General features: G+C 41.3%; 8 protein-coding genes. 2 read left to right on the forward strand and 6 right to left on the reverse strand.

Annotated elements, in window-relative coordinates; translation table 11 throughout:
- The first annotated feature begins 16 nt into the window (after positions 1-16).
- Both BM015_RS12840 and BM015_RS12845 read left to right on the forward strand, forming a co-directional pair.
- The gene (locus tag BM015_RS12840) at positions 17-748 is read left to right on the forward strand and encodes a porin family protein (protein ID WP_090659009.1); all 732 of its coding nucleotides are present in this window, start codon (positions 17-19) and stop codon (positions 746-748) included.
- Between the two features lie 214 nt (positions 749-962).
- Positions 963-2,057: an AI-2E family transporter gene (locus BM015_RS12845; RefSeq protein WP_090659011.1), complete on the forward strand. Its 1,095-nt coding sequence runs from the start codon at positions 963-965 to the stop codon at positions 2,055-2,057.
- 2 nt (positions 2,058-2,059) lie between these two features.
- Here the strand turns inward: BM015_RS12845 and BM015_RS12850 are convergent, their stop codons facing one another.
- The 6 genes from BM015_RS12850 to BM015_RS12875 form a co-directional block, all read right to left on the reverse strand.
- On the reverse strand, positions 2,060-2,470 hold the full coding sequence (locus tag BM015_RS12850; RefSeq protein ID WP_143075855.1) for a hypothetical protein: 411 nt from the start codon (positions 2,468-2,470) through the stop codon (positions 2,060-2,062).
- A gap of 214 nt (positions 2,471-2,684) precedes the next feature.
- Positions 2,685-3,758, reverse strand: coding sequence for an oxidoreductase (locus tag BM015_RS12855; RefSeq protein ID WP_090659015.1), 1,074 nt, complete (start codon positions 3,756-3,758; stop codon positions 2,685-2,687).
- A 91-nt stretch (positions 3,759-3,849) separates the two neighbouring features.
- A complete protein-coding gene (locus BM015_RS12860; protein WP_090659017.1) occupies positions 3,850-4,758 on the reverse strand; it encodes a COX15/CtaA family protein in 909 nt (302 codons plus the stop codon).
- A 116-nt stretch (positions 4,759-4,874) separates the two neighbouring features.
- Positions 4,875-5,705: a DUF6089 family protein gene (locus BM015_RS12865; protein WP_090659018.1), complete on the reverse strand. Its 831-nt coding sequence runs from the start codon at positions 5,703-5,705 to the stop codon at positions 4,875-4,877.
- A gap of 34 nt (positions 5,706-5,739) precedes the next feature.
- Entirely contained in the window at positions 5,740-6,039 is a 300-nt protein-coding gene (locus tag BM015_RS12870; RefSeq protein WP_090659020.1) for a hypothetical protein, read from the reverse strand.
- A 15-nt stretch (positions 6,040-6,054) separates the two neighbouring features.
- The gene (locus BM015_RS12875; RefSeq protein WP_143075856.1) at positions 6,055-17,052 is read right to left on the reverse strand and encodes a YDG domain-containing protein; all 10,998 of its coding nucleotides are present in this window, start codon (positions 17,050-17,052) and stop codon (positions 6,055-6,057) included.
- Positions 17,053-17,923: the final 871 nt, after the last annotated feature.

The raw sequence follows: 17,923 nt of genomic DNA on the forward strand, positions 1-17,923 counted from the left end.
TCCTAAAAAATATGTTATGATCAAGAAAGTAATGAAACTGGGAGTATTAACAAGTCTTGCTGCATTTTCTTTTATTGGATCAAAAGCACAAACCACAACACCAACCAACAATGGCGGAGTGTATATAAGAGGTGGTTATAACCTGTCAAATATTTCTACCAGCAATGATGGTTCTGTAAATGATTCAAGGGCATTGAGCACTTTTCATGCAGGCGTAATTGCTGATTTGCCGGTAGCGCCAATATTATCTGTACAAACCGGTTTATTGTTAAACGGGCAGGGATCTAAAGCAAACTGGTATTTGGATGATGATAATAAATCAGACAACTACGTTAAAACCAAATTCAACCCGCTTTACTTGCAGTTGCCGGTAAATGCCGTGGTGAAACTGCCGGTATCTGAATCAACTAAATTTATTGTAGGTGCAGGCCCTTACATTCAAATGGGCATAGGCGGCAAATCAAAAATTGAAAGCTCCTTTGCCGGCGTTAAATCTTCATCTTCTGAAAACATTAAGTTTAATAATGATGACCCTACAACAGGCGACCAGGAAGGTGCAAGGTATGACAGGCTGAAAAGGTTTGATGCGGGTATAAACGCACTCGCCGGTTTTGAAATTGACAGGTTTATGATAACTGCAAATTATGGTTTGGGCTTAACCAAGATCAATTCTACACAAACAGATAACGATAATAACGATAAAAATAAATTCAGAACATTCAGCGTTGGCGTAGGATTCAGGCTGTAATAACGAATTATAATAACTAATGTGAGTTGTCAGTCGTGAATCGTGAGCAAGCCCTAAGCATCCACTTACAGTTGACAATTCATTCACTTAACACATGTACTTATAATTTGTATTTTTTATTGCAATATTTTAGCAGAATGCCTGGTTTAACCGCCAGGCATTTTTATAATTATTTGGTTAAGCATTTGCTTGTATATTTAATTAAACAACTTCTATGCAATCATTTCCATTAACTGTAAGGAGATCTATTGAACTGGTGGGGCTCGTGGTATTAGGCATGGTGATAATATATGGCCAGCAAATAATAATGCCGTTGCTCATGGCTTTTTTTATGAGCATAGTATTATTGCCTGTTTACCGTTTTTTGGTGCGTAAAAAATTTCCCCGTGTTTTAGCCATTTTTCTTGCACTGCTGCTGATGATTATAATAATAACGGGCATTATGTTTTTTATAATGATGCAAACAAAACCCGTTATAAGCGACTTTGCCACCATTAAGCAAAACATCCTTAACCACATTAATGAGCTTAGTGCATGGTTTAGTGAAAAAACAAGCATTTCAACAGCGCAGCAATCGCAGTTTGCAAATGAGCAAAGTAAAAAGATATTGGATTCGGCAGGCCAGTATCTCGGCGGCGCAGCAGGTTCTATTGGTTCTGTACTTATATTTTTTGGCTTGTTGCCAATCTATACTTTTCTTATGCTGCTGTATAAAGATATACTGAAGCAGTTTGTTTATTTATGGTTTCCGCAGCAGCAGCATCCAAAAATAAAAGACGCGCTTGCCGAAACTGAATCTATTATTAAAAGTTATATCGCAGGCTTGCTGATACAAATAACCTACATCACTATTTTACTTGGCGGTGGCTTGCTGATAATGGGCATTCCGCATGCTTTATTGATTGGAGTAATATTCGCCGTCCTTAATTTAATTCCTTATATAGGCGCCCTGTTTGGCAACATACTCGGCGTATTGCTCACCTTAAGTTCTTCACCCGATTTAAGCGACGTAATAACGGTGCTTATAACCATAGCCATTGTTCAGTTTCTTGACAATAATATCCTTATGCCACGCATAGTAGGCGGTAAAGTAAGGGTAAATGCATTGGCAAGTCTTGCCGGTGTTTTTGTTGGCGGCGCTTTAGCCGGCGTTCCGGGCATGTTTCTTTCACTGCCTTTGCTGGCCGTAGCAAAAGTAATATTCGACCGCACGGAACAGTTTAAACAATGGGGTGTTTTGTTTGGCGATAAACTGCCGCAAAAAAGAAACCTTTTAAAAAGAAAACCGAAAGCACCGGTAAAAAAATGAGATCAGTTTTTCTTTAATCTCTTTTCAACGGTTGCTTTTCTTTTCTTCCATTCGGGAACGGGAGCTGGCTCATATAATTCTTTACCGCGGCTATTGGTTAAGCCAAGGCTTTTATTCAAACGCTGGCTTAATCTTTTAATGCTTGCATTTACATGCTTTTGCGCAGATTGATTTTTACGGTATTCATCAAAATGCTTAAGCCCTTTATTTATTATATCAAGCTCGTCTTTATATCTTTTTTGCTTGCGGTAAATAACCATCAGCCTTTTGTAAACTGCAGCATTAAAAGCTTTTAACTGAATTTGTTTTTTGTAGATTTTTTCAGCCAGGGCAAGATCATTATTCTTTTCAGCGGCGGCTGCCTGTTGCAACGGCGTTTGCTTTTCATCAATCACTGCATCTTTATGTTGCATAGCAACAATCTTTGCTGTTGATGACTTTTTATTTTGTTGTTTACGGGGCGCCATTTTGTAAATAACAGCTTACGCTGTTTATTAATTTTTATTTTGATAACTATCAAATGAACGGATGGCACTCCGCCGCGGCGGATCACTCCTTGTACTCCGGGCTTTTCATGGCAGCTTTATCTTTACCTGCGGCATCGTGCATTTTATTCAAACATATATATCAAACAAATGCTCCCTTACAATCAACTGTTCTTCTTTCTTCACTGCTTTGTATAGACAGCTCAATTACACGAATAATATTTCTTGCATGTGCAGCCGTTACATCTAACGGTTTATTATTCACGATAGCGTGATACACATTGCGGTAAAAATCCCTGTAGTCGCCTTTTTCGCTTTGCACCTTTCCTGAAAAGTTCACACCATTTATTTCAGTAACCAAATTCCCCCAAACACTTTCGGGCTCTATGCCCCAGTCGCTTTTTGTATGCGCTGTTAAGCCTGCTTTTAAAGCCGCTTCCTGCACATCCAAACCATATTTTACAAAGCTGCCCTTTTCACCTAAAATAATATACCGCGGCAAAGGCTGGCTCACCAGCATGCCTGCTTTCAGGGTTACTTTCAGGCCGGGATAATGTAATATCACCTCAAAATTATCTGTGGCTTTTGTGCCTTCACGCTGCACACGCACATCAGCCGTAATGGCTTCGGGCATGCCAAACAACAATAAGGGTTGGTCAATTAAATGCGCGCCGAGATCGTATAAAATACCTGCGCCGGGCTCATCTTTTTCACGCCATGCACCCGGCTTTAAATAATTCCTGAAACGGTCGTAATGGCTTTCAAATTCCACGAGCCTGCCCAGCAACTGGCCGTCCAGTATTTTTTTCACCGTTCTGAAATCGCTGTCATAACGGCGGTTATGATATACTGATAATATGCGGTTTTGTTCTTTGGCAATTTTAATAAGATCATCTGCATCGGCCGATGAAATAGTGATCGGCTTATCAAGCACCACGTGTTTGCCTGCCTGTAATGCCTGTTTGGCCAGCGGGTGATGATAGGCATTGGGCGTGGTTATTACAACCAGTTCAATAGCTGGATCGTTGATAATATCATCCGTGTTATCTTTTATTGCAGCATTGAGATAGCGTTCCTTTGCAATGGCAACTTCATTGTCTTTCCTCGCCCTTATGCTGCTGATATTATAGCCTTCCGTTGTTGAAATAATGGGTGCGTGAAATGTATTGCCGCCAACACCAAAACCTATGATGCCTGTATTAATAATCTTTTCCAATGATAAATTGTTTTACGATGAATAAGTGTGCTTCAAACTTCAGGCACGAAGTTGCAAAAAATAAATTCAAAATGTTAACCGATAATCACTGCTACTTTTTTAAATTAAGCCTGTAAGCAAACAGGCTTATAAATAAAACAGAAGAAAGCAGCAGGTGAACAGGCTGTATAAAAGCAGGGATGTTTAATGACGCCATCAAAAAACCGGCTGCTGCTGTAAGCAAAACAATAAGCAGCAGGAACAGCGCCTTCTTTTGCAGTGCCGCATGCGATAAAGAGCGCCAGAATATAAATATCACCAGCAGCGATGTTACCACGGCAACAATCCTGTGCACATCAAATATGGTATTTATCTGGCCCAGCCAGGTATCACGTTGTTCGTAATTCAAGGCCTTGGATATTTCATCAACCTGCTCCCGCACATCGGTGCCGATAATTATCTGCAGCAAAAGCACTATTAAGGCTATTGTGGTTAATATAGCCAGCCTCTTATCGTGAATTGGTTTGTTGCTATCCAGCTTATGCAGTATGAGCACCGGTATCAGGGCAAGAAATAATGCACCGAGCATGTGAAGCGTAATTTTTACAACGGCCAGGTTAGTATCCACTACCAGTTTACCAAGCCATGCTTCAAAAACGGTACCCACTAAAAAAAGGCATGACAGCCAGCATATAGACTGTCTTGAGCTGAAAAACTTTTTAAAGGTCCAGCCCACATGAACCACCAGCAAAATACCCAGTGCGCCGGTAATGAGCCTGTTAATATATTCAACCCAGGCATGCACCGGGTTATATTCCATATCTATATCCTGCTTGTCAAGGTACTTCCGGTAATCCGGAGGAAGGTCATTAACGCTGGAAGGCGGAATAAGGCGCCCGTAACAATGCGGCCAGTCGGGACAGCCCATGCCGCTTTGCGTGGTACGCACTACGCTGCCCGCAATAATGACGAGGAAAACAAAAAGCAGAACGAATTTTGTATATTTTATATAAGCATTCATCAGTTTAAAGCACCGCAAAAATAAATGCTTAAAGCTTTGCAAACAGGTTAAATAAAAAATCGCATTAAATTCTTCTCTCCGGGCAAATAAAAATATAGAAGATGCGAGTAACCCCGTTAATACGGGTAATAGAACTTTGGTTCTTTATGAAGCTGGAAAGAAATTTTGAGCACAAAAGTATAAAACCCGTCTTTTTTATTGGGGTTGCCGCGGTAACCGTAAAACTTGTAATCGTTATTTGGAATTTCATCGGCCCTGTACGAAAGCGATGCTGCCTCCTGCCCATGGGTTATGAGCAACTGCGCCGTATCGGGATATTGATGAATGCTTACATCATCCATATAATCAGTTAATGTTTTCCTGAAATTAAATTCCCCGCTGAGCATGATCTTATTGGAGAGCGCATATTTAATGCCCACACCCATTGGAAAAGATACTGACCATAAGGCATAAGGCGAGGTCTGCGCTTCCGTTCCCAAAGGCTGCAGGTAAACCTTCTTGCCTGACTGGTCATAAGTCCAGGGATTGTAATGCACCATGCCGATGCCTGCGAAAATATAAGGCGTAATTTTTTGCGGGTTTATTTCTGCAATATTATGCTCATCCGATTGTTCAATATTGAACAGGTCATATTGAAGAATGCCTGCAGTTTCCAGGATGGATGAGTGAAAGCTAAGGTTTCTGTTCACCCATTTCCAGCCATTCTTTGCATCATCGGCCTTAACGGCGCCATAACTGAAGGCAAGGCTGGCAGCAAAATGTGGTGTCAGTTGGTAGGTTACCCCTATAGTTCCGCCGAAACTTGCCTGGCTAAGTGTAATCTGCTTATCCTGCAGGTCGCCAAAATAATTCATCGGCCCGAGGCCACCGGTAATATACCAGGTTCTTTGCGCCTGCACAGTAAGCGCAGCCGCTATAATAACTATAGAAAATAATAAGCGTTTCAAGCAATTGGTTTTGGTACGGAGTACGGGTTAAAGATTATTTTTTATTGGTATCATCATCTGAAAAAAATGCAATGGCTGTGGCATCGTCTTTACCGCCTTTTCTTTTTGCATCCCGCCATTTCTTCACGCCATAGCCCACACCGGCAGCCGCCAGTATCCAGGAACCGGGGTCGAGGGGAATGTCCGGATCGTCACCGGGGTCTCCGCCGCCGCCAGGGCCATTGGTAAATGCACCATCATCATCATTGTCATCATAACCGGGACCGGCTTTGACCGTTGAAAAGATTACAATAGACATAAATGCCAGTAATGCTATTCGTTTAATTTTTTTCATGCTTAAAATTTATAATTACCTGCCAATGATTATTTGCACCTTGAATGTTTTCTTAGTATCCTCATTGTAAACTGTTAATGAATAATTACCACTGGTTAATGAGGCTCCTAACATAAACTCATAAGTAATATTACCTCCGGCGTGCTGCACTTTATAATTTCTTATTTGCCGGCCTTTCATATCAGATACCACAATCGCATAATTGCCTTTTATGAGGTTATTAAACTTAACCATCACTTTTTTATTAATTACAGGATTGGGATATACATATATACTTTCATTATTTTTTAAAGTATCAATGCCTGCTGCCACAGGCGCTTTACTGTCTGTACGCTTAAATACTAACATGAACCTGTTGCGATAACTGTTAGTATCACTGTTTGGTGTAAAGCTATACATCAATGTATCGCTCAGGTTTACGTCTATTTGTTTATTAAGATATTTATCAATCAGCCAGGCCTTTGCAGGCAAGCTGCCAACAGGGTTCTTGGTAAATATCTTGAGGGTATATGGCTGTTGCCTTAAATATAAATTATAGAATAGTGTATCGCTTTCTGTTGGCACAGGCCTGAATTCAATTGACATTGATTTTCCATTTCTTGCCAGGGCAATATTCTCTCCAAAGTTCCAAAGCTTGTTAGCATTATGAGGATCATTGAAAGCAATATAGTCTTTACCAAATCCCGAGGCCACACCATCCACCATTTCAAGCGCTCCTGTTGCACCTTGTGCAGTCATAAGATTGGTATAGATAACAGGAATTATTTTTCTTGCCTTTATTCCAAACACATCCAACTGCGTTGATGTAACCTTGTTTGCCTGCTTAAATTCAAGCTGGGGATTACTGCCTGTGGCTTCAACCATAAATGCCTGGCCGCTTTGTACCAAAGGCAGATCGTCTGAGCTATAACTTCCATTCGTATTATCACCATCGTCGGGCGCCCAAATTCCACCGCTATAAGTCACATAAGCACCGGCATTACTGCTGCCTGCCAGTTTAGGGTCCCATACTGAGAATTGTGTTTTATCAATACCCGTAGAATTACTATTGTTTAAAACACTCATTACGTCTATAGTAGCTGCAAAAGGATTACCAAATAATACCCATTTACCATTTACAGCAGCAGCATCCGTAATCTTAGATGTAATAGTATTCAAATCAATACCTCTTTCAAATAACTGTCCTTTGCTGCGCAATACAGTATTATCTGTTGGCGCATTGTTGGCCAGGGCAAGGTTAACAATCCTGCTGCCGCGAACGAAAACACAATAACCTGTGTGATCTGTAACATTTGTTGTAAGTGTTGATGGTGTTGCAGTACTCCATGACTGGCTTGCAATATCCCAGGTTTTAAGTGAAGAATTGGAGGTAGTGTTATAATCATATCCTTTACTCATGTTATTATCACCGGTTATATGGGTACCGAACCCGGGAGTATTATTTTGATTATGGTTATAATCAAGATCGGTATTCTGCTGGTTTTCCTGCCATGAAGAATGTAGTGTTTGCCCGCTGCTGGCAAATGGCAGGTTTAAAAACCGCCATGCCCTGCGGCCGGGGATAAACCGTTCTACCGTTACCGTGCCATCTATCTTGCCATATGACTCGCCCACCATGGCCGTTCCGGCAGCATCAGATTTTAGAGTCAGGTTATCATCAGCGGTTAAGTTTCCATTTGCTGTTAAAATTCCATAGCCGCCTGAATTGCCACCTGCAATATTTAAAGCGTTTGCAAGCGTTGCACTGCTTCCTGAATTAAGCGTAAATGTTTTAAGGTAATTACCAAAATCAGTTTGCGTAAAACTTAATGCTGGTGCCGCACCTCCAAGCGTTAAGCCAGACAATTGAGAACCTGTTAAACTGCCTGCACCAGATATAGCAGTATTAACTGTAAGCATTTGATCGTTTAAGGAAAGCGTATTCACAGAACCAATATTTAATGTACCCGGCACGGTTCTGTCACCGTCCATTACTATATTATTTGTATTTTGAATGGTAACGTTAAATGGCTGTCCTAACCCCAGTGTTGCACTATTTGCATTCCATTCAAGACCTGTTGTAAACGATGGTGTGACTGTGTTGTAAATTAATGTGGCAGCAGGGCCATACTTGGGTGAATTAACAGCAAGAGAACCCCCGGTATTTATTTGCAAATAATTATTAAAAGTTGAAATGTCACTACCAGGGTTTAGAGATACATTAGTAATTGCATCATGGAAGTAGGCATTACCTGGGCCAAATACTGTTGCTGCAACATTTGAAAATGTAACGGTATTCCCTGTATTGTTTAATGTGCTACTATGGCTTAATGATATGCTTCCACCTTGTATGGTATAATTATTAGTTGCAGCAAGTGTAATCCCCGTACTGAGAGGATGATTATCGCCAACCACTAAGGCTCCAAAGGTTGTTGAACTGCCTGCTACCCCGGAGAAAGATTGCAGAACACCACTACTTCCGCTAAAAGTTGTTTGTTTAGAAGATCCTGAATAAGTGTAAGTACCATTATTTACAAAATTGTGATCGATAGTAACAGCACCATCCACGATTGTCATGTGTGAAGTATTATCAATCTGTAAATCATAAAATGCTTTATTATTACCACCATCCAAATTTCCATTTCCTGTAAATTCTATAGTAGTATTTACATCTGGCTTCATAGTTCCGGAAGTAACAGTGAGGTTACGATCAATCTTGGTAATTGGCGCGGCAATAATTAAGTCAGCACCACCTGTTTGTTTTAAAGTTAAATCATAAAAAGTAGTATTCCCTTTAAGAGTCTGATTTGCAAAGCCATCAAAAGTCACTTCACGATTACTGTGAATAAATAACCCATTGTTTGTCCAGCTGCCTAAAATATATATCTTACTTGTGTTCGGATTCAAGGAAGCTGTAGAATTTATTTGTAGATTTCCAGCAATGCATCTATTTGTTGCGCCAGTTGTATTGATTGTAACATTACCATTCTGTATAATTACATTTTGCGGAACGCCATCTCCTGCACTGGTAGTTGTTGAACCGCCACTAAACCATTCCCTGCTTGTGGTATACGAGCCACTAACATTATATACAAGCGTTGAAGTATTTGTATAAATTGGGTTATATGTTATTACTGCGCCGCTGTTAACCTGGAATATTCCGGTAATAGTTGGAGCAGTTGTTAACGTCAACTGTCCATTCATTGTAATATTATTGAATGTTGTTGCTGTACCATTTATTTTTCCTGTACCTATGAAAGTTACAACTCCTGTTCCCGATTGTACAAACGTGCCGGCATTATTTGTAAATGTACCACCTGTATTTATATTAAGATTTCCGGTACCATTCATTGTAAGCGAAGCTCCATTTATAGTTAATGATTTAACCTGAGCTGTAGTACCTGGATAAATTACAGGATCGTGTGGAGTGCCTGATGGAATAACTACATCTGTTGCAGAAGTAGGCACACCATTACACCAGTTCTGCTGCTCATTCCAGTTGTCTGTAATGCCTATCCAGGTACCTTTGGCAATAACATTCACAAGTAAAGTACTGACAGGACTAATTCCGCATGTATAAGCAGCAGTCGTAGCAGTTACCGAAACACTACCACCTGTTGTAATAGCTGAGGTGATTGTAATTTCATTTGTACCCTGTCCGGTAAATGTCCATCCTGAAGGAACTGACCAATTATAAGTTAGGCCAGGTTCATTTACAACGGAATAAGTAAACCCTGATGTTTCAAAACAAATTTGTGAAGTGCCTGTGATAACACTTGGCTTCGCCGGAGTAGCACCTACTGTTAATAATACTTCTGTATAATCTGAAGAACAATCATTGGTAACAGAATACCTCAGAAATGCAGTGCCTGCCTGATGTGCCGTCACTTTACCTGTAGCATCTACAGTAAATACGCTATTATCACTACTGCTCCAGGAGCCTGTAGTATTATTCCCTTGAATAATATAATTGTAAGTTGGTCCACCAACACACAAATTAGTAGTCGGTGCAAAAATATTACCAGCTACCGCATCCGGTTTAATTGTTACAGTAATTCCGTCACTTGTTGCAGGTGTTCCGGTTGCACATGGTGTTATATCGGAAGAGAGGACACAAGTCACTACATCATTGTTCGTCCACGTGTTGCTGCTGTAAATATTACTGTTGGTTCCTACAGTAACGCCATTAACTTTCCATTGATAAATTGGCACAGTACCGCCATTGGTTGGCGTAGCCGTAAAGGTTATTGTTTCTCCTGCACAAATTGCCGTCTTATTAGATGTAACAGAAACAGATACCGGTTTTAATTCATTTACCGTAACCTGTATTCCATTACTTGTTGCAGGATTATCTGTAACACAAGGCCCTGCAGAATTAGAATTTACCTTCACAGTTACAATATCATTGTTTGCTAAGTTTGCAGGGCTAAAGGTTGAACTATTAGCGCCTGAAACAGGATTTCCATTTCTATACCATTGATAAGCCGGATTGGCACCTCCATTAACAGCAGTAGCAGTAAAGTTTATTGTTCCTCCTGCACAAATCGTTGTTTCATCAGATGTAATTGCAACAGATACCGGCAGATTTGGGTTTACAGTTACAGTAATTTCATTGCTTGTAGCAGGTGTGCCTGTTGCGCATTGTACCCCATTTGAAGTTAATATCACCCTTACCTTATCCCCGTTTGCTAATGTGCTGCTACTAAAAGATGAACCGGTTGCTCCCGCAACGTTAACCTCGTTTACCTGCCATTGATAAGTTGGAGATATGCCGCCATTGTTTGGCGTTGCTGAGAAGCTGATTGCATCTCCGGCGCATACAATAGTAGATGATGTATTTGTGATGCTGACTGATACGGGTATTTGAGGATTTATCACTACATGTACTGGTTCGATATCATAACAACCTGATGAAGATGTTCCCTTGATATAATATGTTCCTGAGGTATTTACTGCATCCGGATGTGGCAAAGCTGCCGTAGCCCCTGCATTAATCCAGTAAGTATATGTCAATCCTGATGTTGAACCGGTAGTTATTGCATTTGCAGTAAGATCAACTGTAGCTGGTGAGCATACAGATGAAGGATTTTGTATTGAAACCGTTGGTGCTGGATTAACAGTTACAATTATTGTAACGGCTTTAGTTGGATCGCTACAACCATTTGCTGATGGTGTAATAGTATATTGTACTGTGGCTGGCGACCCACCCGTGTTGGTAAGTATAGCCGGTGCAGTATTAAGCGTATAAGCCGTTCCTTGGGCAACAGGTCCAGAACTCCCTGATCCTATGCTACCGTTAACTCCAACAGTATTAATAACGCCTGATAAAACTTTCGTTGTCCACGTAAAAGTAGTTGGTGCATCTGTAATATTCCCTTTTAAAACTATATTGGCTGCACTACCGCTACATATTGGAGTTGTCGTCGGCTGTTGCATTGTTGGAAGAGGATATACTGTTAAATTTACCACGGTGGGAGTAAATACACAATTACCATTAGAAGCAGCAATGTTTACAATTGGATATATGGTCGCATTAGAGTTATTAGTAACAGTAAAATTAGCATCTCCATATAAGGTGGATTGTGGGAACCAGCCGCCAGATGTTATTATATAACCATACGATTGATTTTGAGGAAGTGGTATATTATCATGTGTATCAATTGCGGTTACATCTCCTCCGGTTGCGTTCCAACTGAAATTTAAATTATTAATCCCAAAAATACCAAGCAAAGATTTTGTTTTAACATTCATTTGAAAACTGCTTCCTGAACATAAAGGACCAGGCGGATCACTTAAAGGACTTGCATCCAATTCTACTCCAAACCCGGGCACAACACTGGTGATTGGACTAGTCGCTGATGATCCACATGTATTATCAGTAACAATTAGACGATATAAATATGTCGGTGTGAAAAGGCCAATTGGGCCTGGTGAATAGGATGGTAAATTACCGACAGATGTCCAAGGCCCAGATGTAGAGGTATTATACCTTTCCCATTGATAGGAATAAGACCCACTACCTCCCGTTACAGGAACTAGAACTGTTAACGGCGCGGGTGTTGCTCCTAAACAAATAGTTTGCCCATGAGTGATATCAAAGCCATCACTTTTAAATTCAGCATATAATATCACGTCTTTTGTTATTTCACTATAACACCCATTTGGAGAGGTTACTCTCAATGTGTAAGTAACCGTAATATTTGAAGTTGTAGTATTAACCAAAGTCTGGTTGATATTATTTGTTCCACTCGTTGCAGGGCCGGCCTGAATTCCTGATGGATCGGTCCTTGACCAGGTCAGTACAGTTCCGCTTACATTATTAGGATTAGTATAATTAATGGCAATTGGTGTATTATAACAAACTGCAGTTGGCGCACTTGTAACAGATACTGTCGGCTTTGGATTTACAAATACTGTAACCGAAAGCGGGTTTCCCGTACAACCGTATGCATCCGGAGTTACTGTATAATGTATAGTTTGCTGAATGTTCGTAATATTAGTTACAGTGCCGCTGATCATATTACCGGTTATCGAATTGATGCCGGTAACATTGTTATTATCCCAAAACAGGGTAAACGTGGTACCGGTTGTATTATTTGGATTGCTGATCACAATATCAGCAATAGGTGATCCTGAACAAACTGTTTGTGGATCGCCCGGAGTAAGTGAAACATCAGGTTTAGATTTGTAAGTTGCTGTTACCGGGGTTCTTACAGTAGAAATACAACCTGTTGTGATATCTCTGGCTTCGGCATAAAAAGTAGTAGTAGCCGAAATGGTTGGTGAATAAGAAGTTGTTCCTGTTGCAACCGGAATACCACCCGTTGGGGTTGTGTACCAATCTATCGTAGCGCCGGCGCTTGCTGTGGCTGAAATGGTTACATCGCCACCGCAACTGGTACCTGGTGAAACTGAAACTACTGTTGGCAATGGATTTACTGTGATGGTAATCACATTGGAATAGGCCTCGCTGCATATCCCGCTTGTTACTTTTGCCCTGAAATAAGTAGTTTGTGTAAGCGTACCAATTTGAGAAGCTGTTAAAGTATTTCCCACTGCCCCTACAATATCCTCAGCACTGGCGAAAGAGAGAGTTGTTGATTTTTGCCATTGAATAGTACCAACATTATCTGAAGAAAGTGTAATGTCATTTGCAGGTACTGAACCATAACAAACTTCAGGATTGGTCATTGTTGCGGTGCCGCTTACTGAAACCGGATTTACTGTAATGGTTATGCTTGCATCCGGTGAGTTATAGTTACAAGGGCTTCCATCTTCATATCTTCCATAATAAGTGGTGGTACTGCCCGGATTTACCGTTATACCATTTCCAGCAGTTACGGCGGTTCCTGAACCATTAGGGCCAGTGTACCAATGTATCGTTTCACCCGTGCCACCACCACCACCAATTAGCGTTAAGACGGTACTCTCCCCAGCGCATATAACCTGTTTGGAAGCTGTCACCGAGATAGGTTTGGCTGATTTTTTATTCACAGTTAAAATGGCGTCCGGCGATGAAACAGCCTGTGCACAAACATTATCATCTCCATTTACAATAAGGTGATAGGTTCCTGCATCACCAACAGATGTAGGGCTTATGGTAAGGGTGCTGGAAGCAGCATCGCTAACAATTGAAATATCACCGCCATCTGACAGAGTGGTTCCATCGTGCTGCCAGAAGAATGATAATCCCGTGCCTGTGGCAGTAACACTAAATACAGCCGGGTCCCCTTTGCAGATAGTTTGTGCAAGTGGCGATATCTGGCTGATAGTTATTGGCTGGTTAACGATTAATTCTGCGTAATCTGATGTAGCAGTTCCACAGGGCGATAAACCACTCACAACCACAAAGTAATTACCTGCATCAGCCGCAACAGGATTAGGGATAGTGTAGGTAGCTGATGTGGCCCCGGTAACAGGGTGCGCTATATCATTTTTATACCATTGATAAGTAAGGCCGCTTCCTGTGGCGACTACAGAAAAACTGATGGATGAATTGGTGGATCCGCAAACTTTTTGTGAAGGATCGGGCTGTGTTGTTATTACAACGGGTTCATTAACGGTTACGGTTGTTGAACCGGTTAAATCTGTGCTTGTTGAAGTACAGTTGGCATCCGATAATAATATAAGTGTATAAGTTGTAGTTGCAGAAGGGCTTACAGTAAAATCAAAAGTTCCATTTTCGGTACCTGTTGCAGTTTGATTATCGCTTAATGTTAATGTCCATTCGCCTGCGGCGGTTACGGTTCCTGTAATATGGACAGTACCCGGATTACAGATGGCAGTATTATCACTGGTAATTTGCGCCGTTGGCCGGGCATTAACCGTTAATGTACTGCCTATGCTATATGTAATATTATAATTTCCCAAACCTGTGCCCACAGCCGCGCTTGCAACTATCGGGTAAACGCCGGGCGCAGCGCCTGCAACCGATCCGGTACTTGTAAGTGTTACGCTTGTTACAGCATCACTGTTCACCAAACCGGATGTAGTAAACTCTGTTCCCGCAAATGTGAACACAGAACCGGCGCATTTTGTTTGGTTATTGGGTGTTATCGTTAAATTCGCTTTAGTTACGGTAAAAGCAGTTGCATTCCCCGCAGCTTGGGCAAAAGTGTAATTCCCATTATTAGCTGTTAGTCCGGAACCTGTAATTGGATAAGTACCTACAGGGCTTGTGATATCGGCAGTAGTGGCAAACATAAGGGTACCAGTAGTTGCATTACTTATATTTTCTCCGCTTATAAATCCGGTAACGGTTCCGCTTAACGGAGGATTAGGATCACCATAAACCCTGCTTACAGGAGTGGCTACATAAGTTAGTACTAATGAGTTGATAACGCCTGTATTATCATTAACATAAGTATAAGTATAGTTGTTTCCGCCGTTACCATCATTCACTGTACCCGACGGAGTTAATGTTTTACCTGTACCGGCATTTTGGTTAACATACGTTTCAATAAAATTGGCAACATCACCAGGCTGTAAAGCTCCGGCGGGGGTAAGCGTAGGTATGCCCGCAGCGCTGGTATTGCCATCATAAGGTTTGGTATTTGTTACCGCAGTTACCGTGATGGGCCTTTGATTGATAACACCTGTATTGGCCGAAACAAAAGTTATATCATAATTGCCTCCGGAATTTCCGTCATTGATACTTCCTCCAGGTGTAAGCGTTTTTCCGGAACCTGCATTTTTATTATCATAGGTTTCAGTAAACGAAGCTATATCTCCTGAAAATATTGTACCTGATACTACCGGTGCGGCAGCGGCAGTTACATCTCCATCATACGTTTTTGTATTGGCGGTTGCTGTAACTGTTATAGCATGTTTTGTAATTACGCCTGTGGTATTATTTTGAAGGGTGACCGTATAATTATTGCCTCCATTACCGTCATTTACTGTTCCTGAAGGAATTAATGTTTTTCCTGTTCCCGCATTTTTATTGTCATAAGTTTCCGTAAAGTTGAGTGCATCAGTGCCTATTAAAGTGCCTGCTGTTAAAGCAGGTATGGCGGCGGCGGCAGTAGTGCCATCATATCCTTTTGTGTTAGCAGATGCTGTTACAGTTATTGGGCGTGCAGTAACTGTACCTGTTACAGATTTATTAGTCATGGTATAGTTAGCGGCTAATCCGCCATTGGTTCCATCAGCCAAAGAGTAAGAAATGGTCGTTGCTTTTCCAGTACCTACATTAGCATTGGCATAATTGGCAGCAGAAGGTGTAATTATTAAAGTTTCACTTCCTACTAACCCTGTAACAGTTCCCAACGTTACCGTACCTGGTGCGGCATTGCCGTCATACACTTTAGAAGCAACTGTGGAATTTGCTGTTAATGTCTTAGGGGTAATATTTGCTGTAACGGTTGCAGGATAAGATGAAACTGAATAGTTGCCTGCACCAGTTCCTCCCAGCGTAACCCCGGAAAGGGTAACCGTTTTACCATTGCCCACATTCTTATCCGAAAATGTTCCCGCAACTGTATAAGTTACTATATCACTATTAATAATATCAGCAGAAGTAGCGCCTGTAAAGGTTGCTGTGGTATTGCCATTATAAGGCTTACTATTTGCCAAAATGCCTGTAATTGTTATAGGCTTCTTCGTAACAGTAAGTGTTATACCGGAGGATGTGCTGGAGGCGTAGGGACCATTACCATTAAACACAGCAGTAACTGTATGTGTACCTGCTGCTAATGTACCAGGGTTATAAGTTAAAGATGCATTGCCTCCGGAAACTGTAACCGGGCTTCCTGCATTATTACCATCAATTTTAAATTGAACAGTACCACCACTAGGGTTGGGGCTAACATTTGCATTAAACGTAATGGAAGATGTACCGTAAACGATAGATGAAGATGGAGTAATAGCAACTGTAGTTGATGTGGGAGTGTATAAAACTGTAACCACAACCCTGCCATCTGCACCAGATGCAGATCCTGATCCGTTACTCGCTCTACCTCCTCCACCGCCACCGGGTTGGCTACCAACCGTTGCAGCTATAGTTGGTGATCTACTGGCACCATTACCTCCATTTCCGGTTCCTGAGCCACCTATTCCTCCTATTGCATTAGATGGTGCATCTGCACCATTATTACCATTCGCATTATTAAAAGCTGAACCTCCCCCGCCTCCGCCAGAATAATTGCTAGATCCTGTTGCACCCCCTCCATTTCCCCCTTTATAGCCTATACCTGTCACAACCGCCCCTCCGGCACCAGGAGTTGTCTTCGCTTGAGCTCCTTTGCCACCTCCTGCCTCAACAAGAGTAGTTGTATTTAATCTAAATCTTGAATTCCCTCCATCTTCGGCTGCATCGCCACCGCTACCTACAGTCAGATTATATATTGTGTTTGGTACAACATTTAAAGTAACAGATGAATATGCACCGCCACCTCCACCTGCAGAAGCACCCCCACCACCGCCACCCCAAGCCTCAATTTTTATTGAAGTAACACCTGCCGGCACAATATAATTGTATGCGCCCGGCGTGCTAAACGTAGTTGTTTGCCCCCACCCCACTTCACTCTTCATCATAAAACAACACAATGCCAACAGGGAAAACAATACTGGTTTCCTTAAATGTTTAGATAGGGTAAAGATTTTCATATACAGGGAGTTGGAATGTTTTAAGTAACCGGTTAAGTGTTGTTACAGCATCTTTTATATTTTTCGTTCACATCCTACAGAGATGAAAGCAGCTTACTGGTCAATGGCAGTTTTTGGTTCTTATTATCTTATAAGCAATCAGTCCTTACATAAAAAACACAATCTTAATATTTAACCTTTCAAACAGGCTGTGCGCAATTCACCCGATAGTATAAATTATGTTTATCAGTTTAGTTAGTTCTGTCAGTCATGCCGCCAAAAGCGCTTATCCAAGCTATTATTTGAAATACACAGGAAATGGATCTTGCAGTTTTAGAGGTATTGGTATTACGGATCAAATACAAACATAAAGATTTTTATGAATCGTGCAAGAATATCTGGTATTTGATTTTAATTCTTTTTATGATCGCAGGAGCTAAAGCTGTGAAAGCATAAATTCAGGTAACGATTGTTGGAATATACCGTTATATGCAATACAGGGCGGCCTTTGGGATCAAGGCTTATTTTGAGTTTCTCGAAATGGATGGTTCACAACCGTCCCACTTTTCGTGAATGCTTATTTATTAGGCCGATTGAAATGCCTGATACATGCACCCTCAAATTTTTTAAGCCGTTTTCAAACTATAACCAACCTTGAACAATGAACCTGAAACTGATGGAAAACGGATACTTCCCTCCATACCTCCTCGTACCCTCCTCCGTACCTGGAGCATACTTACTGCTATTTAAGGACGGATACTTACCCGCAGCCTGTTTAAAATAAAATGAGGCTGCCCGATTTTGGTGCAGCCTCTCTGGT

Source organism: Parafilimonas terrae (genome assembly GCF_900115755.1).
Lineage (GTDB): Bacteria > Bacteroidota > Bacteroidia > Chitinophagales > Chitinophagaceae > Parafilimonas > Parafilimonas terrae.